Below are 25,113 nucleotides of genomic sequence, written 5' to 3'. Positions count from 1 at the left end.
TGATAAAATATAAATAAAGGGATGGTGAGAGAATGGATAGCACTAAAAAGATAGACTATAGTAAGAGTGAAGCAGCAATGAGAATTTTAGATACAGCTAAGCGTCTATTTTATAGTGAGGGTATACAGTCGGTTGGAATAGATAGGATAGTAAAAGAATCAAATGTTGCTATGAACACAATGTATAAGTACTTTCCATCTAAGGATACATTGGTTGAAGTATATCTGACAGAAAGAGATAAGTACTGGATGTCATGGTTAGAAAATTCGGTTGCACAAGTAAAAGAACCAAGAGAAAAATTGCTTGCTATATTTGATGCTTTAGATAACTGGTTTCATGAAGATGTTTTTAGAGGATGTGCATTTATAAATGCTTATGGGGAAGTTGGAACCACCAAATCTTATATACACAATATTTCAAAATATCATAAAGAAAAACTATATGAACTTATATTAAAAATTGCTGAAGATGCAATGATAGTAAATAAAGAACAAGTTGCAAAAGAATTTCTTATACTTATAGAGGGAGCAATAGTTGTTGCATCGATAAGTGAGAACAAGGATGCAGGAAAGACTGCTAAAAAAAATGGCAGAGCAGATACTAAGTAAATTAGAATAGGACAATACATTTAAAATGATAAACACCCTTTCGATCGAAAGGGTGTTTATCATTTTAAATGACTGCACAAAAAGAGTGAGATTTAATTAAGCAAAATTTATTCAGTTAACAAAATATAGAGGATATATGTAGAATAATGTAGAAGATTTATAAAAAGGATTTATTAACAAATATATAAACAGATTTATTAATTATAAAAATAAAAATAAGGAGGTAGAGTATGAAAAAAGAAAAGAGCACATTAAGAAAGTCATTATACAGTTCATTTGCTATTATTACACTAATAATAACTTTAAGCATGTTTGTAATAGGAACTATAAGTTATTCGTTCGCTAAAAAGGAGCTAACTGAATTAGGAATTAAAGCACTTCATAATAAGGTAAACATTGGGATAGAAACTATGACTAGTCTTGAAAATCAAGTTAAGAAGGGCAAATATACAAGGGAAGAAGCTCAAGAAATATTTAGACAAATAATGCTCAATCCTAAGGGAAGCGATGGAAAGACAAGAGAAGTTAAACCTAATATTGACATGGAAGAAATAAAAGCTTATATGTATGCAATAGATAGTACAGGTCTTGAAGTAATGCATCCTCTTAAAGAAGGAGAAAATATTATAGATTTCAAAGATACACAAGGAAAATATGTAGCAAAATCATTAATTGAGGAAGGAAATAATCGTAAAAATGACGGTATAGTATATTATATGTGGCAGAACCCAGGGGAAGATACACAGAAGCCTAAAGTTAATGCAGTAAAATATTTTGAACCTTGGGACTGGTATGTAAATGTTGGATGTTATGAAGAAGACTTTTATATTGGTGCAAAAAACCTCTTGAAACTAATAGTAACTCTAGCTATAGTTTTCAGCGGAATAGTTAGTATATTTTTAATTTATGTTATAGGAAGAAAGATACTACCTCTTGAAGGTATAATTAATTGTATGGAAAGCATATCAAATGGAGATTTAACAGTCAGAAGTACATATGATAGAAAAGATGAGATAGGATATGTAAGTGATGTCTTTAATAATATGACAGACGATACAGATAAGGTAATAGGAAAAATTAAAGATACTTTAATAAACTTAAATAGATCTTCAGAAGAATTATCAGACTCTTCAAATGAATTAAGTAGCTCTAGTGACAACATAGAAAGTGTAGTAGGAGAGATTGCACATGGAGCTGGAGAACAAGCACATCAGTTAACAGAAATACTTTCTTTAGCTGAAAATTTATCTAAGAATTTAGATGAAATAGGAATTAGATTTGAAGACATATCTAAGAGTAATGAAGGGGTAAGAACATCAGCAGATGTGAGTGAAAAGAATCTTAAAGAGTTATTAGCATCAGTTGAAGATATAGAAAAATCGTTTAATGACGTAACGGAAAAAATAAACCTATTTAATGAAAATATGAAAGATATAAATTTCGTTACAGATACTATAGAGAATATAGCAAATCAAACAAATCTGTTAGCTTTAAATGCTTCTATAGAAGCTGCTCGTGCCGGAGAACATGGTAAAGGATTTGCTGTTGTGGCTGATGAAATAAGGAATTTAGCGCAAGGCTCACTTGATTCATCTAAAGAGATAATAGATATAACAACTAATATGACAAAAGAATTTAGTGGCGTATCTAATACTACAAACATAACAACTTCAAAACTTAAAAGCCAAGTAACTAGTATAGAGGATTCGATATCATCATTTAAAGAGATACTTATAGAAATAAATAAAATAGCACCATTAATAAGTAGTGTTTATGAAGAAATAAATAGTTCAATGGATAAAAAAGAGAAGCTACTAGAACAAGTAGAAGCTATAACTAATATATCACAAGAACTGTCTGCTTCAACCGAGGAAGTAGCAGCCACAGTAGAAGAGCAAAATAAGATAATATATGGCTTAACAAACATGTCAAATGATTTGAACAATATGTCTGAAAACTTAAGGGAAGATATAGATAAGTTTAGAACTACAGACCTGTAAAATTTTACAGGTCTGTAGTTTTGTATAAATCTTTGTTCTTTTAAATTAGAATGAAAAATGATAAAATGATTACAAACCTTGGCGGAAAGCCCACTCCTTCAGGAGTGGGATTGATAGCCTTCTTTTAATCTTTCAAAATACATAATAATTAAAAATGCGTGTATACAGCTGTTGACTACATACACACATTAATATATAGTTATGTTATGAAAAATTATAGAAGGAATCAAACAACAGTATCATTAATTAATTATCATTTTGTATTCTGTCCTAGATATAGAAGGAAGATATTCGATATACAAAATGTAGAAATTAGATTTAAAGAAATAGTTAAAGACATATGCGATAAATTAGAAGTAGAAATTATAGCAATAGAATGTGATAGAGATCATACGCATATGTTTTTAAATTGTCTACCATCATTAAGTCCAGCTGACATAATGCAAAAGATAAAAGGAGTGAGTAGTAAACTCATTAGAGAAGAATTTGTAGAATTAAGTAAAATGCCTAGCCTATGGACTAGAAGTTATTTTGTATCAACTGCTGGAAACGTATCAAGTGAAACTATTAAGAAGTATGTAGAAGAACAAAAAACAAGATATTAGAATGGAGGTGAGTGTTGTGTCAAGTGATACAAAATCAAATTTTATATTAACATTGAAGTTAAAAACTGAAAAATTTCAAGAAGATATATTAAATAAGCGATTAGAAATATCAAGACAAATGTATAATAGCTGTTTAGGCGAATTATTTAAAAGATATAAATATATGAAGCAGAGTAAGGAATATATAAAGGTAGTAAGGATGAATAAAGGTAAAGATAGAAACAAAAGATTCTCAGAACTGAATAAAAAATATGGCTTGACAGAATATTCACTTCACGATTTTATTAAGCCAATGCAACATAAGTTTAAGAAAAATATAGACAGTTTCACAGCTCAAAAGATAGCTACTAGATGTTTTAGTGCTTTTGAAGAATTAATGTTTCATAAAGCAAATAGAGTTTACTTTAAAAGATATGATGAAATGAATAGTGTAGAAGGAAAGAGCAATAAGACAGGGATTAGATTTGTAGATAATAAATTAGAATGGAATAAACTATCTATACCAGTTATTATAAAAAAGAATGATGAATATGCACAAATGGCACTACAGAATAAAGTTAAATATTGTAGAGTTGTTAGAAAATTCATTCGTGGTAAATACAAATTCTATCTTCAATTAATTATAGATGGAGTTCCACCTATTAAGGTAAATAAAGATAGTAGCCAAGCTAATGATAGCATAGAAACGGGAGATGTGGGAATAGATATAGGAACTCAAACAATAGCTATAGCTAGTAAATATGATGTTAAATTGCTAGAATTAGCACCGGAAATTAATAATATAGAAAAAGAAAAGAGAATACTTCAAAGAAAGTTAGACAGACAAAGACGTGCTAATAATCCTGATAAATATAATGACAATGGTACTATAAATCGTGGCAATAGAGATAAATGGATTAAATCTAATAGATATGTCAAAACACAAAATGAATTAAGAGAAATACAAAGGAAACAAGCTGATATTAGGAAGAAATCACATGAAAAATTAGCAAATTATATAGTAGGACTTGGAAGTAAAATTAAAGTTGAAACTATGAAATTTAAAGGACTTCAGGCTAGGGCAAAAGAAACTACTGTTAATGAGAAAACTGGTAGAGTTAATAAAAAGAAAAGATTTGGCAAGAGTTTGGCAAATAAAGCACCAGCAATGTTGTTAACTATATTAGATAATAAATTAAAATGGAACAATGAAGTATTGATAGTAGTAAATACTTATAAGGTTAGAGCATCGCAATATAGTCATATAGAAGATAAATACACTAAAAAAACATTGAGTGAAAGATGGAATGATTTTAGCAGTTATAAAATACAAAGAGATATGTATAGTGCATTTTTGATTATGAATGTTAAAGACGATTTAAAAGAAATAGATAGAGATTTGTGCTTTAGAAGATTTGAAAATTTTAGAAAACTACATGATAAAGAAATCGAAAGAATTAAAAATAGTGAAAATAAATCAATAAGTAGTATGGGTTTATAAAATGAACAAACGTCTTTAAGCGGGCGTAATGCTAACGTTAAAGTAATTCATTAGAATATGCTTAGTTAGTGAAAGTCTATCTGATACAAGCTAGTTTTCACATGTTGTAAATATCTAATTTAGATACTGAGAGTGTAAAAGAAACTTGGGTAGGATAGAACCCCATTGCTTTAGCTGTGGGAGTTTCAGGTGATAATATCCTAAGGAATTATACACAAAACTTTTGTCAAAAATAAAAACAAATAATTAACTGTTATTATCTGCTTTGAGCCTTGAAGGACAGAGACAGTGATATAAGAGTTGTTTTTCATATCCTTTTTTATATTGTATAAAAAAGGATTTTTTAAATCTCTTTATATCCACTCTAAAGGCTAAGAATATAAAAGAGGTGATTAAAATTGAAAGAAAAGTTTACCGTAAATTCATTTTTGGAAAGTAAGAGGAATAATGAAAAGATAACAGTCCTTACAGCATATGACTATCAAATGGCAAGGCTAATAGATGATGCTGGAATAGACTGCATCCTTGTAGGAGACTCTTTGGGTATGGTAGTTTTAGGGTACGAAAATACACTAGAAGTTACATTAGATGATATGATTCATCATGCTAAAGCTGTCTCAAGGGGAGTAAATAGAACATTTGTAGTAGCTGATATGCCGTTCCTATCTTATCATATAAGCGTAGAAGAGTCAGTTAGAAATGCCGGTAGATTAATACAAGAAGGAAAGGCTCATGCAGTAAAACTAGAAGGTGGGATAGAAGTCATAGATAAAATAAAAGCGATTATTAATGCTAAGATACCAGTACTTGGACATATTGGACTAACACCACAATCTGTAAATATGTTCGGAGGATTTAAAGTACAAGGTAAGGATGAAGAAAGAGCTAAAAGTATAATAAAAGATGCGCTAGAGCTTGAGAAAGCAGGAGTATTCGGAATAGTTCTTGAAGGTATCCCAGAAAAACTAGCTAAAATTATAACTGAAAAGCTAACAATACCTACTATTGGAATTGGTGCTGGGAATAGCTGTGATGGTCAAGTATTAGTAATCAATGATATGTTAGGAATGTATGATGACTTTGTTCCTAAGTTCGTAAAGACATATGCTAATTTAAAAGATGAGATTGAAAACGGAGTTAAACAATATATCAGAGAAGTTAAAGAAATAGAATTTCCAGGTAAAGAACATACTTTTAATATAGATGATGATGTATTAGAAAAGCTTTATTAAAAAGCTTAGAAAGAGGTGAAGAGTTTGAGTTTAATAAAAACAATAGATAATTTAAGAAGTGAAATAAAAAACAAATCAAATGGAAAAACTATAAATATAGGTTTTGTTCCAACAATGGGTTATCTACATGAAGGACATTTGTCTCTTATAAAAAGAGCAAAAAAAGAAAATGACTTAGTAGTCGTAAGTGTATTTGTAAATCCGACTCAATTTGGAGCAAATGAAGACTTAGATAATTATCCTAGAGATATAGAAACTGATTATAAGTTAGCTATAGATTCAGGAGCAGATATAGTGTTTAATCCAGAAGTTGAGGAAATGTATAGAGACGGTAACTCAACGTATGTAATTGTAGAAGGAGAAATAACTAAAAAACTATGCGGTGCATCTAGATCAACACATTTTAGAGGAGTAACTACTGTAGTAGCAAAGCTATTAAATATAGTTAAACCTACAAATGCATACTTTGGTCAAAAAGATGCACAGCAAGTAGCCGTAATAGAGAAGATAGTTAGAGATCTAGACTTTGATGTAAATATAATTCCTTGTGAATTAATAAGAGAAAATGATGGGTTAGCATTGAGCTCTAGAAACGTATATTTGAGTGAAGAAGAAAGAGATCAGGCATTAATACTTTCAAAGTCACTATTTAAAGCAAAAGAGCTATTTTTAAGTGGAGAAAGAAATTCCAAAAATCTAAAAGGTTTTATAATATCAAAAATAAAAACTAAGAACTTAGCAGATATTGATTATGTTGAGATAGTACATCCGAAAACATTAGAAAGTATAGATAATATAGAAGAAAAAGCACTAATCGCATTGGCAGTTAGATTTGGAAAAACTAGACTTATAGATAATATATATTTGGAGGTGTAGAGTATGCTTTTAAATATGTTAAAATCTAAAATACACAGAGCTACAGTAACAGAAGCAAATCTTAATTATGTGGGAAGTATAACTATAGATAAAACACTTTTACAAAAATCAGGAATACTACCGGGTGAAAGGGTACAAATTGTAAATAATAACAATGGCTCAAGGCTTGAAACTTATGTCATAGAAGGTGAGACAGACAGTGGAGTTATATGCTTAAATGGTGCAGCAGCAAGATTAGTACAGCCTGGAGATATAGTTATAATAATGGCATATTGTTTTGTAGATGAAAAAGAAGCTAGAGAATTGAAACCTAAAATATTGATTTTAGATGAGAATAATAAAGTAATAGAGGAAATATCTGAAGAGAAACACGGTGAAATATTATAGTATACTGTTTTATAGAAGAACTTAATCTTATATTGAGAACACTTTAAAACTGATGATAAATACAAAGTATCATCAGTTTTTTGTATTAAAAAATATTATAGAAATGAAAATATATAAAATTTAAAACTTTTTATCGTACTTAATCGTCTATATATTATAAAGAGATGAAGGGCTATATATTTAAAAGTGAAAGGAGCATTTTATTTTAATGAGGAAAAAAATTTAGAAGAAGAGATAACGGACTATGTAATTAAATTTAAAGATAATCATTATAGACTAGCTTATAGTTATGTGAGAAATTCTGACGATGCACTGGATATAGTACAAGAATCTATATATAAGGCTTTCTCATCTATAGATTCCTTAAAAGATGCTAGTTATATAAAGACCTGGTTTTATAGAATTATAGTGAATACTTCACTAGATTTATTACGAAAGAGAAAAAAAGTAGTTGCAGTTGAAGAGGATGTCTTATGTAGATATGATTCTGGATCCTTAGACTCTTATGAAGATATTGATTTAAGAAAAGAATTAGATCAATTGCCGGATAATTATAAAAGCATAATAGTATTAAGATATTTTGAAGATTGTAAGATAGAGGAAGTTGCTGAAATTTTAAATTTAAATATAAATACTGTGAAGACTCGTTTATATCAAGGACTGAAGAAATTAAGAATAAAAATGGATATAAAAAATGGGGAGGAAGTTAAATATGAAGGACAATAGATTAGATGATTTAAAAAGACAATATAACAATACTCCAATTCCTGAAGAATTAGATGACTTAGTCAGAAAATCTGTAGAAGAAAGCAGAAAAAATATAAGTAGAAAGAATAGATTTAAAAATCAAATTAGAGCAATATCATCTATTGCAGCAGGTGTTACGATACTAACTATAGGGGTCAATGTTAGCCCATCACTTGCACAAAGTTTATCTAGAGTTCCAGTTATAAGTGGTGTTGTAAAAGTATTAACTTTTAAAGAGTACAAGGTAGACGAGGAAAAATTTAATGCAAATATTAAAGTTCCTAAGATAGAAGGACTAGAAAATAAACAATTAGAAAATAGTTTAAATAAAAAATATTTAGAAGAAAATAAAAAACTATATGATACTTTCATGTCTGATATGGAAGAACTAAAGAAAAATGGTGGAGGTCATTTGGGTGTCGATAGTGGATACGAGGTAAAGACGGATACTGATAAAATACTCTCTATAGGTCGTTATGAGGTAAATACTGTAGGCTCTTCTTCAACAACAATAAAATACGATACTATAGATAAAAAGAAACAATTATTAATCACATTACCAAGCTTGTTTAAAGATGAAAGATATATAAATATAATAAGTGAAAATATTATTAGTCAGATGAAAGAAGAAATGAAAAAAGATGAGAGTAAAACTTATTGGATTCATACGGAGAATGACAAAGAAGAAGTTCTTGCAGAAGCCTTTGAGAAGATAAAAAAAGATCAAAATTTCTATATAAATTCAGACAGTAAATTAGTAATTTCATTTGATAAATATGATGTTGCACCAGGTTATATGGGAACTCAAGAGTTTGTTATACCTACTAAGATAATATCTGACATATTGGTAAGTAATGAGTATATTAAATAAATAAAAGGCCATGAAGTTAGATAGATACAAATCTAACTTACATGGCTCTAAATATTTATATATTTTTATTATTGGCTATATCGTCTAAATCAATATCAACATTATCAATTATAACTAATGTATCAGCGGGAATATTTTCATAGACCCATTTAGCAAAATTTATAGGTAGTCTTATACATCCAGTAGATGACTTACTTCCAATTTTATCAGACTCCAATTGATCAATTGTTTTTTCATCAGTATAAGGTAGACTATGGAACAAATAGTTACCCCTAAATTCTACAAAGTATTTTGCACCTGACTTATATCTCTCTGAGAAAAACCAAGGTCCTCTATTTTGTTTTATTGTAAAAATACCATTTGGTGTATGTTCATTTTCAAGCCCAGTAGATATATCAGATTGTTTTAATAGCTTGTACTTATTATTTTTATCTTTAAGATATACTTTCATATTTTGACTATCTTGAGAAACTGTAATTATATAGTCAGAATTAATGTCAATATTATCTACATGAGGAGGTAAACTTTCATCTAGAATACGAACGAATCTAGTATCAATAAAACCTTCTTCTCCATCTGGGGTTAAAACTTTAAACTTACCATCTAAAACAGTATTTATAACTCTAATATCATCGCCTACATCCACATTATCTAAAGGTTTGGTTAAGTCTTCATCAGAATATATAGTAACATAGTCATTATACATTACTCTGTCTATAGCTTCTCCAAGCCTTACTTTTCTAGCATAGCTGTTCTCAATATTATTTAAAAGTAAGTTATATTGGGACTTAGATAAAATTACTCTATTATCTGACAACATAAACTTTTCTGAAAAATAATACTCTTTAATATCAACGCCTTCTCTTATGAATACTGAATTACTTTTATTAGATACATTAACTCTTTTTTTTCCTATATCAAAGTAAAAACCATTTTTCATAGAATGAACTTTAAATCCACCTAGACTGGAATATGATGAAGATTTTGATAACTTTATGCTTGAAGCTTGTCCATCATTGACATGCTCTTTTAGAGCATATAGAGAAGAGCTACCAGTAGCTAAAAAAGCTAGAAGTCCTACGAATGCTACCGTTGATCTTGCTTTTAAAATATTCATATAAAAACTCCTTCCTAAAGCTGATTCTAAAAGTACGATCAAAGTAATACCATGAACTTAATTATATCAAAATTATTGAAATAAAGAAATATCAATTAATTGATTAATAGAGGTAAACACTAGAATAAAATATGTATTTTTGGTAGTATTAAGCTAAATTATAAATTAGTATGTATTTTAGTGTGAAGAGGTGTATAGGTGTATGATTTTAAGGAAAGATCCACTAGTAAAGCAATTATTCATAAGATTATTTGTAAGCTCAGTAATACTATCTACCATATCTGTATTAATCATATTTTCTACAATAAACATGGGTTATATAAGTAATGAAACCATATTTTCAGTAATCTTTACATTTGTAGTAATGACTATTATAAATATAATTTTATTTATATCAATAATAAAAAGTTTTATAAAAAAATTAGAAAAGTTTTCACTATTAATAGATCACATAATGGATGGGGAAATATCGAATCATTCAGAATTTGAGGAGGAAGGAATACTATCAAGGCTGGGTAGTCAGTTTTCACAAATGACAAGAAGACTTAATATCAGTCTAAGGACTCTAAAGAATGAGAAAGAGAATATAAAAAGTTTAGTAACGGATATATCTCATCAGGTAAAAACACCAGTAGCATCTATAAAGTTGTTTAATACTATCTTACTAGAGGAGAACGTAAATGAAGAGGAAAAACATGAGTTTCTAGAAAAAATAAAAGAGGATGTGAATAAACTTGAATGGTTAGTAAATTCACTTATAAAAATGTCAAGACTAGAAGTTGGTATGATTAAATTGAAAAAAGAAAAATGCAGTATAGAGCAGACATTGGTAGAGTCAATTAATGGAGTATATCTTAAAGTGCTAGAAAAGGAAATAGATATAAACCTAGATATAAAAGCAGATATAGAGATTAATCATGATGTAAAATGGACTAAAGAAGCAATAATAAATGTTCTAGAAAATGCTATAAAATACACTGATAAAGGTGGACAAGTTGAGATAAGTGTTGAGAAGTTAGAAACTTATATAAAGATAGATATAAAGGATGAGGGTATAGGCATACCAGATAGTGAAATAGGAAAAATATTCAACAGATTTTATAGAGGTGAATCAAAGGTAGTAAGGGAATCTGAAGGTTCAGGAATAGGACTATACTTAACAAGAAAGATATTAGAAGAACAAGGAGGAAGTATAATCGTTTCATCGTACGAAGGTAAAGGTTCTAAATTTACAATATTAATGACTATATAGAATTTAAAGCTCATAGTTCAGTTTAGATATTGATTTTAAAATCTTACTGAAGATGAGCTTTTAATTTTATTTTTAACATACTATATTACAAAACTGTAAGACATATTAAAGCATTTTGTAAGCTAAAGCATGTATCATTTATAATATACAACTGAGCTGTTAAGAGGAGGCAAGACAAATTGAAAATATTAGAGACTAAGTCATTAAGCAAACATTATAAAAATGGGGACAATGTATTAAAAGCAATAGACAATGCTAATTTAAGTGTGGAAGAAGGAGAGTTCGTAGCTATAGTAGGAACATCAGGATCAGGCAAAACTACACTATTACATTTAATGGGTGGATTGGACAGACCCACAGAAGGAAAAGTATTTATAGATGAAAGAGACATATACTCAATGAATGATGAAAATTTATCTATATTTAGAAGAAGAAAAGTAGGGTTTGTATTTCAAAGTTATAATTTAATTCCCGTATTAAGCGTATGGGAAAATATAACTTTACCAATAGAATTGGATAATAAAGATATAGACAAGCAGTTTATAAAAGAACTAATGGAAACGTTGAATATATACGATAAAAAAGATTATTTCCCAAATCAATTATCAGGAGGACAGCAACAAAGAGTAGCCATAGCAAGAGCATTGGCAACCAGACCAGCTATAATACTAGCAGATGAGCCAACAGGAAACCTAGACTCTAAAACTAGTTTAGAAGTATTAAATCTTTTAAAACATTCAGTAAAAAAGTATCATCAAACCTTAGTAATAATAACTCATGACGAAAAATTAGCTCAGATGGCAGATAGAATAGTAAGGATAGAGGATGGAGCTATAATTACGAGGAGTGAGTAAATATGAAAATATATATAAAGCTGGCTTTTGCATATTTAAAGAAACAAAAAGCAAGGACATTTTCTATGATACTTGGAGTCTGCTTAGCAGTCATGTTGGTGTTTGGATATGATGTAATAAATGAAAGTCACAATAAAAAGCAACTAGATATAATATACCAAATGTACGGGAGCTATGATGGGATTTATAACAATTTGAATAAAGATGAATTAGAGAAGATAAAAAGCGATAAAGATGTAAAAAGGTCAGGAGGAGTTGCAGTCCTAGGAGAAATAATATCTGATAATGGAACTATAATAAAACTAAATTCATCTGATAAAAATTATCTGGAAATGCTAGACTACAGTATTAAAAAAGGAAGACTGCCAAGTAAAGATAGTGAAATAGTATTAGAATCTCAAGCTTTAAAACATATGAATATAAATGAAGAACTAAATCAGACTATTAAGTTTAAAGTAAAAAAAGAATATGAAGATGAATTTGGTGTAAATCAAATATTTATAGAAACAAGAGATTTTAAACTTGTAGGTATAACTGATAAATCAGATTATCACTATAAAAATGACTGGTATCAGTTTAGAGCATTTACATTTTTTAAAGAAGGAGAGAACCATGTACTTCCTGAAAACCTTATAACCTATGAGAGTATAGTTAAATTCAAGTCGAAGAGTAGCACTAGTGGTATTAGAAAAAAATTAAGAGACTTAGCTGAAAAATATGATACTGATAAAGACAGTATTAGGGAGAATGAACTACTAGTTATGGCCAAAAATGAATATATATTATCATCTGGAGACTATAGAGTTCAGATATATGTTGTAGCTACATCTATGATATTAATTTACAATATGTTCAATATGTCACTAATGGATATGATAAGACAAATAGGGCTTCTCAGAGCAGTAGGGGTTTCAAAGAAAAAGATAAGACTTATAATAGGAACTCAAAGTATATTTATATTATTTATAGGAACACTACTGGGATTAATATTTGGACTAGTATATTCATATTTTGGAATAAAGGTATTTGGTAGTAATGTAATAGACATAGATATAAATGTATCGAACAAAGACATTTATATAAGTATGAAAAGTATAATTATAGCTATAACAGTTGGAACAGTATCGGTATTATTATCAACTATAATTCCAATATGGATATCAGGCAGAATATCACCGATGGAAGCGTTTAAAAAGACAGACAAGACAAGCATATTTGGAAAGAGAAGATTAATTCATAAGATAACAAAGAAACTATTTGGTGTAACTGGAGAAATGGCATATAGCAATATTGGTAGAAATAAATTTAGATCACTAATATCTATTATAGCAATAAGTATGGGTGGTACTTTATTTATACAGCATATGTCAGTTTATAATAATGAAGAGTATATGGGATCAGCTCCAACATATCTAAAGATGCAAGGTAGCTCCATAAAACTATATAGTGATATTAGCTCAGATATTAACTTTGTAGGATATACAGATAAAGATATACAGGAAATATCAAAAATAGATGGAGTAACAAATATAAAAACAAAAATTAACTTGTATGGATTTTTAAAGACAGAAGCTAATGAACTGGATGAGGAGTATATTGGATCTAAGATAGATATTGAAAGTACTGGTACTATAGAAAGCGACATGCGCATAAGTGGATATAATAGTGAGTCTTTAAGTAAGTTAGAAAAGTATATAGAAGAGGGTGAAATAATAGAAAACCAGACAGAAAAATATCCTAGTGCTATAGTATGTAACTATTATTACAACAGAAATCGTAAAGATCCTAAGATTATAAAAAATTTAAAAATAGGAGATATATTAACTATAAAAATTCCAGAATTTAAGGAAGATAAGATTTCTTATAAGGATCAAAAAGTTAGAGTTGGAGCTTTCCTAAAAGAGGGGTGGATTTATGAAGGAGATAGTACATTTGGATATTGTCCTGAAATTATAATTCCAGATAAGTATATAATTGATATGTCAAATAAAAATACATATAATGAAGTTTTTCTAGAAACAGATGAAGAGAAAGATAGTAAGGTGTATAGTGAAATAAAAGAGATGTTTAAAGATAAGTCATTTGTAGAGATATATAATTTAAAAGAGGAGAAAAAACTTGACTTAGAAAGTCCAATGCAAAGAAAACGAGAATACCTGATAATAATTTCACTAATTCTTTCTATAGCAGTAATAAATATATATGGAACAATGAAAACGAGCCTATTAATACGTATAAATGAATTTTCAGTGCTTAAGGCTATAGGAATGACTAGTAAGCAACTAAAGAATATGATCTTAAAAGAAACTATTATATACGGATTACTAAGTAGTATAGTTGCTGCAACAATAGGAACGTATGAATATTATGGATTTGCGTCTTTTGTTAATAATCAGCTTAAGGAAGCATTTAATATAAGTAATTCAGTTAAATTCAACATACCTATAATAGAAATAATGCAATTTACTACGGTTACAATGTTAGTATGTATAGCTGTTGCTTACTTATTTAGAAAAGAGATTGATAAATTAAGCATAGTTGAAGGACTCAAAACTATAAAGTAAAAATAAATCAGTAAGGGTGAGAGCTTTGAGTGTATATATAAAATTAGCTTTAAGATATATAACTAGCTATAAGAAAAGATCAATAGCAATGATATTAGCAATAGCTTTAAGTAGTTTTCTGATAGTGACAGTTGGGTCACTATCGGAAAGTGCGAGAAAGTCAAATGCTGAATACTTTAAGAAAACTATAGGTGTACAGCATGTTAGGTATAATAATCTCAATTTAGAACAAGTAAAAAAGATAAACGATAATAAGAATGTAAAGACTGTAGGAAATAGTAGTTACTATAATGAAGGAATATTTCAAAATAGAATCTCTATAAATTTACTTTCATCAGATGAAAGTATGTTATATATGGATAATACTGAGTTATTAGATGGAAAGTATCCTATAGGAGTCAATGAAATAGCATTAGAGAAGTGGGTATTAAAAAGACTAAAACTTCCTGAAAAATTAGGACAAGTGATAAAAATTTCGATTAAAGATAGAGAAGAAGAATATAGACTGGTAGGAATAGTAGAAGATAGGGAGAAATCAAAAGCCGGAAAGGAGCTTGAAGGATATGTAGCATTTATAGAAGAAAATTTGCCCAATAAAAATTATATATACTCATTCGTGGAGTTTGAAGAAGATTTAAATATAAGAGATGAGATAAACAAATTAGCTAAAGAGATTGGAATAAAAGATAAAAAAGATATGAAGTTAAATACAATGTTACTAGACTCTATAGGTCAGCTATATTCTATAGATTGGGACTTGGTTAAAACTTCTTTAATCCTTATGGTTACAGGAGGTATGGTCATATATAGTCTGTATAGTATTTCTGTATTGAAAAGGATTCAAGAATATGGAGTAATGAGGGCTATAGGATCAACGTCTAAAGATATTATATATATTATGCTTATAGAAATATTGATTATATATACTATAGGAATAACTATAGGGGTCATACTAAGTTTTATCTCGGTAAACTTATTTAAAGGAAGTACAACACAATTATTTACAGAGGGAAACACAAATCTAAATATTATCGTAATATCTACTTTTTCTATTGGATTATCGAGTATAACTTCATTTATAGCTATATCTGTAGCTGGAATCAGGGGTACACTATTAGCACTTAGAGTATCACCTGTAGAAGCTATAACGAAATCTACACAAGATAATAAATTAAAAGTTAAACATAAAGAGGGATTCATAGAAAAGGTATTAGGAATACCTAAAAAAATATCATATAAGAATATAATGAGAAATAAAAAGTCATTTATATTAACTATATCAGCAATGTCGATAGGATGTGTGTTATTCACATACCAATCATTCGAATATGAATTATGGACCAGAGACTTTAATTATAGAAAGACTATGGACAAGTCTATGTCATATGACTTCATACTACACTTAAATCCAAGTGTACCTATTAAAAATGGTTATAGCAAAGATCAGATAGAAGAGCTAAAAAAGCTAGAGGGAGTAAAGCAAGTATATGCTAAGCAAGTGCTGTACTCTAAATTTAAAATTAATAAAGATTATGTAAACAATCCATATGGACTAAATTATATAGAGCACTTAGACCATAGAGCGAGAAACTTAACTGATATTGAGTATAGGTATATATTCAAAGGAGATAGTGAAGATGAGATAATAATCAATAATAATGTATTAGGATTATCAGATAGTGATCTTGAAGATTTAAAAAAACGGTTAAAGGGAAATTTAAATATAAATAATATGAAAAAAGAGCCTTTAGCCATTTTAGTTATGCCAAGAGCTTATATAGATGAAAATGGGAATTATACTAGAGAAGAGTTAGGTGATGTATTTAATTTGAAACTAGGAGATAAAATTAAAATAAGCATTCCTAAAGGTGGATATGAAAAATCTTTAGATAATTGGGCAATGGCAGGTCAATATGAGAAATATAAACAATATTATACAGATAAAGAGTTTGAGATAGCAGGAATAATTAGCAGTGATAACATAAGTTATAAAGATTTGGAACATAGTCATTTAAGTGGTAGTCCAACTATAATAATATCAGAAGATATGTTTAAAACATTTTCAGGTATAGATAGATATAGAGTAGTAAGTATAGACATAGAAGATGATGCCAATTATGAATATTTAAATAAAAAGATTCAAGATATGTCGGAACTTTTTTATGATACTTGGATGTCTGATTATACAGGTTTAGGAGAAGAAGCTAAGAAAGCAGAAGTACAGTATAATATTTTGAAAAACTCTACTATTATAGTTTTAATAATAATAAGTGGACTAAGCATATTTAACAATATTAACTATAATCTAGTATCTAGAATTAGGGAGCATGGTATTATGAAAGCAATAGGTCTTACAAATAATCAATTTAGAAGAATGATAAGGTTTGAAGGAGTAACCTATGGAGGTATTTCTGCAATATTTTCTTGTACACTTTCAATCATCATACAGTTTGGAGTGTACATATACTATGCTTATTATAAAGATTGGCTAACTTTAGGGGAATTTTTTATAGATCCAAAACCTTATTTAATAGTTATATTAGTGAATTTACTTATAGGATATATTGCAACTATAAAACCTATGAGACAAGTTAATAAGATAGAGATTACGGAAGCTATAAGAATTGTGGAATAGTATAAAAATATCTGCCTTACAAAAGTGTAAGGATTATTTAAGATGATTGTAAGGTATATGTGTTAGTATTATATAGGCTTAACAATTAATTAAAATAATTTATTTAAATAGAAAGAAGATTAAGTTAAAAGGAAGCTGCTCATAGTGGTTTCCTTTTATGTGATATTTAAGTTCCCCAAAATTTGCTATAATGTATCTATCAAGTATTTTAATATTTAAGAGGTGGATATATGGAAACTATTTTATTAGTAGAAGATGATAAATCTTTAAATCGAGGAATTAGCTTTAAGTTAGAAAGAGAAAATTTTAGAGTTTTTAGAGCTGAAAATATAAAAGAAGCAAAAGAAATATTTTATAGTCAAGATATAGATTTAATAATACTAGACGTAGGACTTCCAGATGGAAATGGTCTTGATCTTTGTAGAGAAATAAGAAAAACTAGCGAAGTAATAATTATATTTTTAACTGCTTGTGATGAAGAAATAGATATAGTGGCAGGACTTGATATAGGTGGAGATGATTATATAACTAAGCCATTTAGTCTTATGGTTTTAATATCTAAGATAAATGCAAGATTAAGAAGAAATACAGTAAAACAGAATAGAAAAGTAACTTCTGATGACATATCTTTTTATCCTCAAGATATGAAGTTAACCAAAAATGGGGAAGATATATTATTAAGTAGAACTGAATTAAAACTCATAAGATATCTACTACTTAACAATCAACAAATAATAACTAAAGAACAATTATTAACAGAACTATGGGATATAGATGGAAAGTTTATAGATCAAAATACTGTTGCAGTAAATATAAGAAGGTTAAGAGAAAAAATAGAGGATGATCCTTCAAAACCTGAATATATAAAGACTGTTAGAGGTATGGGCTATATTTGGACTGAAAAGTGTGTTAGTAATTAAAAAGTGAAAATAACTATTTAATGATAAAAAAATGATAATATGGTAATATTAACTTGTATCTAAAATAATTATTTTATTTATGGGGGTATGACATATAGGAAAAAAAAGAAATGAGATAGTAGATATACTAAAAGGTATAGCTATAGTCACAGTTATTTTAGTACATGTTTTCAGGGGAAAAGGAAAAATTGATATTTTAATAGGAGAAATAAGTAGATGGGCAGTTCCATGCTTTTTTATGATTCAAGGATATTATATGGAGAGGACTGCTCAGAAACCGTGGGTATCAAATTTTGTAAACAAGATAACTAAAGTATATTTACCTTTTGTAATGTTCTCTACTATGTATGGTTTATATTTTTTAAAAGTTAGAGAGAAAGAATTTACATTAACAGATGTTCTTTTAGGGGAAACTGCTGTGCATCTATATTTTGTAATTCATTATATGATTTTTGCAACGTTTATCCCATTATTATATAAGCTTAAAGAAAGTTTAAGGGTAAATTTTATATGGTTTATGATGATAAGTAACTTTATTATATGTTTAGCTTATGAGATACAGAAATCGTACGGGATAAAACTAGTGTTCTACAGTGGACTCAATCCAGGAAAGTATTGGGGATTTGTCGCATTAGGAATGTTAGTAAATGAAAGAAAAAGTATATTTAACTACATGAGAGAAAATCCTACTAGATCTATAATTGTATCCGCAGTAGTTACATTAGTAGGGTTACTAATTCCTTTTATAACAGATACAGTAGGATATATGTATAATAAATCTAGCTTATTTCCTCTTGCTATAGGAATTACGTCTTTAATCATATCATATTTTTATAAAAATAAAGTAAAAGATAAAAATAGATTGTCTTATATAGGGCAAAGAAGCTTTGGGGTTTATTTAGTACATCTTTTTGTTATATATTTCCTAAAATCGATAATAGGAACTGAATCATTGGGAATAGTGTTTATTCTAACTTTAGTTGTAAGTATCTTATTGGTAAATATGGGTAGGATTCTGATGAGCCAATTAAATGCTTTAGTAAATGAGAGGATGAGAAAGCAAAGTGAAAAAGAACTTAATATATAGTATGGGTATAATAGTATGCATTGTACTATTCATATATGGAAAAAACATGTTTACGGAAAGTTATAAGGTAAGTAGCACAAGTAGAGCGATTATACCCATATTAATGTATCATCATGTTGTAAATGACGAAAGTAAAAACAATCTAATAACAATAACAGACAAAAGATTTAAAGAAGATATGGACTATATAAAAGAAAATGGCTATACAAGTATATCTTTTAAAGAATTAATAGATTATAAAGAGGGTAGAAGAAAACTTCCAGATAGACCCATAATTATAACATTCGATGATGGATATTATAACAATTATAAATATGCTTATCCGATACTTAAAGAAAAGAACATGAAGGCAACTATATTTGTAGTTGGATCAAGACTAGGTATAGCTAACTACAATAATGATCCGAGATACTCTTACTTTTCTTGGGGAGAGGGAAAGGAGATGTATGAAAGTGGATTGGTAGAAATACAGCCACATACTTATAACCTTCATTATTATAAGGAAAGTAGTGATCACGGGGAAGGTGCATTACCAAAGTCTGGTGAAACTAAAGAACAACATCATGATAGATTTTCTAAAGATACAGAAAACATTGTAAAAGCCATAAAAGAAAACATAGGTTGTGATTCATATGTTTTTGCATATCCATATGGTAAATATAATGATACGAATGAGGAAGTATTAAAAGATATGAACTTTAAAGTTACTTTAACTACGAAGAGTAAATATGCCGATATAACTGATGAACTTTATCATTTAAAAAGAATAAATGTACCTTCACATAAGAAACTTAAAGAATTATTGGACAAGTAATTATATAAGATACTTATTAAGTATATAAAAATGTATTTTATAGATATAGTTTTTAGAAATATATATCTATGAGTTAATTTATGTTAAAGAAGTTTAATAAGTATTTAAATATTAACTTATATAAGAAATGGTGTTACTACATACAATATATTAATTTGAGTTCCATTGTATGTAGCAACACCATTATTAAAATATAAAGATATCTTAAAAAATGCTATTTAATTATAGTTTCTGCAGGAGTATACATCTCACAGTTATTTTCCTTAGACTTAATTTCAGTTATATACCAGTTAGAACTATATTCTTCAGGATTTTTCTCAATTGTGATAACTTTTTCACCCTTACCTTCAATTCCAGCTGAAGATTTTAAATTATATTCTATTGTGTATTCAACTTTCGCATCATTTATATTTTCTTCTTTTAGGAATACAATATCATCAATCCATGGACTTGATCCTCCTGTATTCCAATATCCTTCATTAAACTTATCATATGTTTTCTCTTGTAAGTTAGTCGAAAGCATAGCATATTGAATTGATCCACTACGACTTTTTACTCCTTTAAGCCAAGTATCAACTGCTTCTTTAGGTGTTCTTGGTTCAAGTCCATACATAAAACTATTTATTTGAGATTGTAATATACGGCTTTCTGGAACTTTAATATCAACAGTTTTATTTTCATTATCCCAAGATACTTTAGCCCCTAGTTGTTCAGCTATCCATTTAAGTGGAATCATTATATGACCATCTTCAACTTTAGTATTTGACGGAGGCACATATCCTTGACCATTAAAATTGAGATTAATATTATTAGAGGCATATGCTAACCCTCCAGATGAAATAGAGATTATACTTGCGATTGCTAAACTAAAACTTTTCTTTAATATTCTATTTTTCATTTCAACCATCCTTATGTATTAAATTTTATAATGAATTAAATATTGTCTGATCTCATATAGTGGTATATTAGTTAACTATCTCATACTCACCATATATTATTCAAAGTAATTATAGCATAAATAATTTATGAGTAAGTGACAAATTTTACAAAAAACGGTGTCGTTTTTATTACATTTCATTACATACAAAAGTTAATTATTAATATTAAATTACCTTTATTAATAAATAAAGAATATTCTATTTAAATCTATAAACCTGGGTATCAATAGATTAATATGAAGAAATTATCAATAGAGAAAGTAGGTATAAAAATTATGTGGAAAGATAAATACAGAGTGGGTGTAGATTTAATTGATGAGCAGCACAAAGAATTGTTTAATCGCCTATCAACTTTTATTCAAATTGTTCAAAATGAGGATAACTGGGATGATAAGCTAGATAGAGTTAAAGAGACCATGGAGTTTTTACAAGACTATGTTGTATATCATTTTAATGATGAGGAAGCTTATCAAGAGGAAATTGGATATCCAGATATTGAGAATCATAAAAAGATTCATGCTGAATTTAAGCAAGGCATTAATGATTATGTTAAACTTCTGGAACAAGGAGGGTTTACACAAGAAAAAATACAAGAACTTAGTGCAAAGCTTATGACATGGTTGATTATGCATGTAGGAAGAATGGATCAGAAAATAGGAGAATACGTAAAAAGTAAAGGAGGGGAAGTACAATGAAAGTAGAGTACATAAACTCCTTTTACAAGGCTATCCAAGATATATTTAAACTAATGCTTGATTTAGATGTAGAAAGAGGAGAATTACAAGTTGCAGATGAAATGATAAGTGGTAAAGATGCAAATGTTATGCTAGGTGTTACAGGGGATTTAAAAGGTACAGTTTTTTTTAGCTTTACTAAAGATATGACTCTAGAAATGGTTAAGATAATGTCAGGAATGGATATGGATGAGATAGACAAATTTGTGTCTTCAGCCATAGGTGAAGTAGTAAATATCGTTGGTGGAAATGCGCTAATAGACCTAAACAGTTATAGCTGCACTTGCGATATTACACCACCTCAAATAATTCTAGGTGAATATAAGTCAATATCTATGTCTGACAATAAAGCTATACTAATACCCCTAAAGACATCTATTGGTGAATTTGATGTAAATATATTCTTAGCAGAGTGATAATAACTTGCCTTACAAAAATAAGAACTCTATTCTATTGGAATTATGAAAGAAATTAAAATAGAATAGAGTTTTACTTTTTATATCATTTTATAAGTTTTTATTAGCACGAATCTTACTTAAATCAATTTCACCATTATCAATTATTAATAGTGAACCTCCAGAAACATAGTCATAGAACCATTTAGCATCGTTCAAAGGAATTCTTACACAGCCAGCAGAAGCTTTACTTCCAAGTTGAGTTATTGAAGCTTGATTAATTGAATTCGGAGAATTAAAAACTATGCTATGAATAAGATGATCACCTCTAAATTGTACAAAATGCTTTGCACCAGATGTTCTACTACTATTTGCATAAAACCAAGGAGCTCTATATTGTTTAATAGTAAATATACCATTTGGTGTAGGCGTATTTACTAATCCAGTTGATGCTTTAGAATGTTTGATTAAGCCATAAGTACCATCTGCATTTTTTAAATATACTTTTAAGTTTTGATTATCTTGTGATATTGTTACTATATAATCAGTAGTAAGGTCAAATTGAGAGATATTTGGAGGTATATTATCTCCTAATATACGAATTGCCCTAGTATCTGCAAATCCTTCTCTTCCATCAGGAGTTAAAACTTTAAATTTTCCATCTAAAACAGAATTTATAATTCTAATTGAATTCCCTTTATTTACAGTAGTTAAGCGTTGAGTTAAGTTTGTATCAGAGTATATTGTAGTATAATTTTTGGTCTCTGGTCTTCCGATAGCAGTTCCAATTCTTATTCTTCTAGCATGACTGCTTTCAATATTATTTACAAGTAAATTATATTGATAATTAGACAAAGTAACTTTATTTCCTTCTAACATAAACTTTTCAGAAAAATAATAGTCAATAGTTTTATTATCACTGTTAATAGAAACAATATTATTGCCGTAAACTACATTAACTCTCTTTCCATTCACATCAAAGTTAAATCCATTTTCTACAAAATTAACGTTAAATTCATTGTCGTTTAGTGTATTGTTGGGCTCTACATATGATAGCTTTTTTGCATATTCACTTTCAATATTATTTACAAGTAGATTATATTGATGAGTTGATAAGCTGACTTTATCTCCTAATAATATAAACTTTTCATAGAAGTAATATTTACTAACAGTTCCTTCACTTTCAGCAGAAACTGTAGTACTACTGTCATAAACAGTAACTTTCTTTTCTGCTATATTAAAATAAAACCCATTTTCTATAAAATTAACATTAAATTCATTAGGTTTCAATGGTTGTACAAAATTTTCTTGTGGCTCTACTTCTTCATTTGAAGCTTTTAGAGTATCTAATGGCAATTCACCTGCGGGAACCTGTTGATCAACGGAAACATGTCCACTATTACTACTTTCTTCAGAAGCGTATAGTTTAGAATCGTTAAATATTAAAAATGCTAAACAAGTCGCTAATGTTACTGATATTCTCTTTTTTAAGTTATTCATAAAAATCTTCCTCCTTAATTTATATCTTTTCTTATATAAATTACTAATTTATATAAGAAAAAATAGTCTGTTATATAAATTAAATCAAATCCTATTTCATTATATGAAGAATATATTAAATAATTACCCAAAGTTTTATTAAAGAATTAAGATGTTAAAGATTTATGAAAAAGTAAGGAATATTTAATCACGCACTAAGATATATATAGTAATATCATTAATAAATTTAACAATTTGAAGGAGTGGTTTTGTTGAACAAAAAGAAAGTAATGTCTCTTATATTAGCGAGTACTCTATTTGCATCTGTTGGACTATACGGATGTAGTAAGGAAAGTGATGAGAGTGCAAGTCCTCAAGTGGAAAGTCAAGAGACAGAGACTGAAGAAACAGGAACTGATGATACAGAAAAGTCAGATGATTCTAAAGAGGAAACAAAGCAAGAAGAAACTAGCACAGATGTAGAGAATAGCTCAGAGTCTGAAGACGTAGATTCAGAGAAAGTAGAAGATGATGATAAAGATAAGGAAGCTGAAAAGAAAGAATAATATATAAGATATAAATGGCAAAGAGTAACTAAGCTTTTAGGTTATTCTTTGCCATTTATGCTATTCAACTTATGGATTTATAGTAAGTTTGAAATTTTCTCGTTCATGTTTTCAAGTACAGGTATAAGATCAGAAACTAAAGATTTTGATATAGCTAAAACATCATTTTCAGCCATTACACCTTGAAGCGACTTTATAGTTTCACTTAAGCTATATACTTCTTTTGCATACTCATTCCAAGCTTCATAATTAGAAATTTTATCATTTAAGTTTTCATCAGTCTCTATATTATTAAATGCTGTAAATACTAAATTAATATTCCCGAACAAAGGAATCATGTCCATAAATGCATTTCTATCTGTATTTTTAGAAAAATCTTCTGAAAGTTGTTTTGACATACTGATAATATTATCAATATCACCTTTAACAGAGAATAAGGTACTCTTAATTAAACCTTTTTCAGTTTCAACAACTATTTCTATTTGTTTTATGTCAGACATATTATCCATTATATGAGCTCTATGGTCATACACATCATGTCCATCAATTACCATATGACTAAAACTATAATTTGTTCCAATAGTGCAGTCTCTTACTATACCTTCCAACTCTACTAGTATATCTTGGCTAGGATATACATCAAATTCATTTCCGAGTATAAAAACTTTCATAATCTACCTCCAAAAATTAATTGTAATATGTAACGAATATAATTATACCATGATTACTGAATAAAGTTGAATTTTAGATAATCAAGTATATAAAGTTAACTGGAAAATATACATAATTAGAATTTATAATATCTATAACATGGTTAAAATGTATAGAATTTATTAATTTGACAAATATCGATAAAAGTTGATACTCTATAGCTGATATAACGGATATATAGTTAAAGGTTCATCATTAGAATTTGTAATAAAAAGTGGTGCATGCAAACTAGAACTTTAAA

23 protein-coding genes are annotated in these 25,113 nt (G+C 28.4%); 19 read left to right on the top strand and 4 right to left on the bottom strand.

All coding sequences use genetic code 11. From position 1 onward, the window contains the following. The first annotated feature begins 32 nt into the window (after positions 1-32). The 9 genes from CURI_RS12950 (at position 33) to rsiV (ending at position 8,806) form a co-directional block, all read left to right on the top strand. Complete coding sequence (locus CURI_RS12950; RefSeq protein ID WP_014968719.1) at positions 33-608, top strand: TetR/AcrR family transcriptional regulator; 576 nt, start codon at positions 33-35, stop codon at positions 606-608. 230 nt (positions 609-838) lie between these two features. Then, a complete protein-coding gene (locus CURI_RS12945) occupies positions 839-2,608 on the top strand; it encodes a methyl-accepting chemotaxis protein (RefSeq protein WP_014968718.1) in 1,770 nt (589 codons plus the stop codon). A 206-nt stretch (positions 2,609-2,814) separates the two neighbouring features. Continuing rightward, the gene (tnpA, locus tag CURI_RS12940; protein WP_041701826.1) at positions 2,815-3,213 is read left to right on the top strand and encodes an IS200/IS605 family transposase; all 399 of its coding nucleotides are present in this window, start codon (positions 2,815-2,817) and stop codon (positions 3,211-3,213) included. Between the two features lie 16 nt (positions 3,214-3,229). Further along, positions 3,230-4,693: a hypothetical protein gene (locus CURI_RS12935; protein ID WP_014968716.1), complete on the top strand. Its 1,464-nt coding sequence runs from the start codon at positions 3,230-3,232 to the stop codon at positions 4,691-4,693. A gap of 398 nt (positions 4,694-5,091) precedes the next feature. Next, on the top strand, positions 5,092-5,925 hold the full coding sequence (gene panB, locus CURI_RS12930) for a 3-methyl-2-oxobutanoate hydroxymethyltransferase (RefSeq protein WP_014968715.1): 834 nt from the start codon (positions 5,092-5,094) through the stop codon (positions 5,923-5,925). Positions 5,926-5,949: 24 nt separating this feature from the next. Next, on the top strand, positions 5,950-6,801 hold the full coding sequence (gene panC / locus CURI_RS12925; protein WP_014968714.1) for a pantoate--beta-alanine ligase: 852 nt from the start codon (positions 5,950-5,952) through the stop codon (positions 6,799-6,801). A 3-nt stretch (positions 6,802-6,804) separates the two neighbouring features. After that, complete coding sequence (panD, locus tag CURI_RS12920) at positions 6,805-7,188, top strand: aspartate 1-decarboxylase (protein WP_014968713.1); 384 nt, start codon at positions 6,805-6,807, stop codon at positions 7,186-7,188. A 186-nt stretch (positions 7,189-7,374) separates the two neighbouring features. Continuing rightward, on the top strand, positions 7,375-7,914 hold the full coding sequence (locus tag CURI_RS12915) for a sigma-70 family RNA polymerase sigma factor (protein WP_014968712.1): 540 nt from the start codon (positions 7,375-7,377) through the stop codon (positions 7,912-7,914). Next, positions 7,901-8,806, top strand: a complete 906-nt coding sequence (gene rsiV / locus CURI_RS12910; protein WP_014968711.1) for an anti-sigma-V factor RsiV — start codon at positions 7,901-7,903, stop codon at positions 8,804-8,806. Before CURI_RS12915 ends, rsiV begins: the two co-directional genes overlap by 14 nt. A gap of 55 nt (positions 8,807-8,861) precedes the next feature. Here rsiV and CURI_RS15110 read toward each other — a convergent pair whose 3' ends face one another. Then, complete coding sequence (locus CURI_RS15110) at positions 8,862-9,923, bottom strand: L,D-transpeptidase (RefSeq protein WP_014968710.1); 1,062 nt, start codon at positions 9,921-9,923, stop codon at positions 8,862-8,864. Positions 9,924-10,125: 202 nt separating this feature from the next. Between CURI_RS15110 and CURI_RS12900 the strand changes: the two genes are divergently transcribed. From CURI_RS12900 to CURI_RS12870, 7 genes are all read left to right on the top strand, one after another. Then, the gene (locus tag CURI_RS12900) at positions 10,126-11,175 is read left to right on the top strand and encodes a sensor histidine kinase (protein WP_014968709.1); all 1,050 of its coding nucleotides are present in this window, start codon (positions 10,126-10,128) and stop codon (positions 11,173-11,175) included. 179 nt (positions 11,176-11,354) lie between these two features. Next, positions 11,355-12,029 carry an ABC transporter ATP-binding protein gene (locus tag CURI_RS12895; protein ID WP_014968708.1) on the top strand — a complete coding sequence of 225 codons (675 nt, stop codon included), beginning with the start codon at positions 11,355-11,357 and terminating at the stop codon, positions 12,027-12,029. 2 nt (positions 12,030-12,031) lie between these two features. Continuing rightward, positions 12,032-14,593, top strand: coding sequence for an ABC transporter permease (locus tag CURI_RS12890; RefSeq protein ID WP_014968707.1), 2,562 nt, complete (start codon positions 12,032-12,034; stop codon positions 14,591-14,593). 25 nt (positions 14,594-14,618) lie between these two features. After that, positions 14,619-17,228 carry an ABC transporter permease gene (locus CURI_RS12885; protein WP_014968706.1) on the top strand — a complete coding sequence of 870 codons (2,610 nt, stop codon included), beginning with the start codon at positions 14,619-14,621 and terminating at the stop codon, positions 17,226-17,228. A 230-nt stretch (positions 17,229-17,458) separates the two neighbouring features. Continuing rightward, positions 17,459-18,148: a response regulator transcription factor gene (locus tag CURI_RS12880; RefSeq protein ID WP_014968705.1), complete on the top strand. Its 690-nt coding sequence runs from the start codon at positions 17,459-17,461 to the stop codon at positions 18,146-18,148. Positions 18,149-18,242: 94 nt separating this feature from the next. Further along, entirely contained in the window at positions 18,243-19,235 is a 993-nt protein-coding gene (locus CURI_RS12875) for an acyltransferase family protein (RefSeq protein ID WP_081580451.1), read from the top strand. Then, positions 19,213-20,049 (top strand): polysaccharide deacetylase family protein, encoded by an 837-nt coding sequence (locus tag CURI_RS12870; RefSeq protein ID WP_041701824.1) that lies wholly within the window; start codon positions 19,213-19,215, stop codon positions 20,047-20,049. The genes CURI_RS12875 and CURI_RS12870 overlap by 23 nt, the downstream gene beginning before the upstream one ends. A 214-nt stretch (positions 20,050-20,263) precedes the next feature. On the opposite strand, the gene CURI_RS15475 is transcribed toward CURI_RS12870, so the two are convergent. Further along, entirely contained in the window at positions 20,264-20,947 is a 684-nt protein-coding gene (locus CURI_RS15475; RefSeq protein WP_014968702.1) for a stalk domain-containing protein, read from the bottom strand. A 276-nt stretch (positions 20,948-21,223) separates the two neighbouring features. Between CURI_RS15475 and CURI_RS12860 the strand changes: the two genes are divergently transcribed. Next, positions 21,224-21,682: a bacteriohemerythrin gene (locus CURI_RS12860; protein ID WP_228370430.1), complete on the top strand. Its 459-nt coding sequence runs from the start codon at positions 21,224-21,226 to the stop codon at positions 21,680-21,682. Continuing rightward, positions 21,679-22,137: a chemotaxis protein CheX gene (locus tag CURI_RS12855; RefSeq protein WP_014968700.1), complete on the top strand. Its 459-nt coding sequence runs from the start codon at positions 21,679-21,681 to the stop codon at positions 22,135-22,137. Before CURI_RS12860 ends, CURI_RS12855 begins: the two co-directional genes overlap by 4 nt. Before the next feature lie 90 nt (positions 22,138-22,227). On the opposite strand, the gene CURI_RS15105 is transcribed toward CURI_RS12855, so the two are convergent. After that, positions 22,228-23,616, bottom strand: a complete 1,389-nt coding sequence (locus CURI_RS15105; protein ID WP_014968699.1) for a L,D-transpeptidase — start codon at positions 23,614-23,616, stop codon at positions 22,228-22,230. Positions 23,617-23,867: 251 nt separating this feature from the next. Between CURI_RS15105 and CURI_RS12845 the strand changes: the two genes are divergently transcribed. After that, the gene (locus tag CURI_RS12845) at positions 23,868-24,161 is read left to right on the top strand and encodes a hypothetical protein (protein WP_041701823.1); all 294 of its coding nucleotides are present in this window, start codon (positions 23,868-23,870) and stop codon (positions 24,159-24,161) included. A gap of 77 nt (positions 24,162-24,238) precedes the next feature. Here CURI_RS12845 and CURI_RS12840 read toward each other — a convergent pair whose 3' ends face one another. Further along, positions 24,239-24,832: a hypothetical protein gene (locus tag CURI_RS12840; protein WP_014968698.1), complete on the bottom strand. Its 594-nt coding sequence runs from the start codon at positions 24,830-24,832 to the stop codon at positions 24,239-24,241. Positions 24,833-25,113: the final 281 nt, after the last annotated feature.

Source organism: Gottschalkia acidurici 9a, assembly GCF_000299355.1.
GTDB lineage: Bacteria > Bacillota > Clostridia > Tissierellales > Gottschalkiaceae > Gottschalkia > Gottschalkia acidurici.
This window is presented reverse-complemented; position numbering and strand designations above follow the sequence as displayed.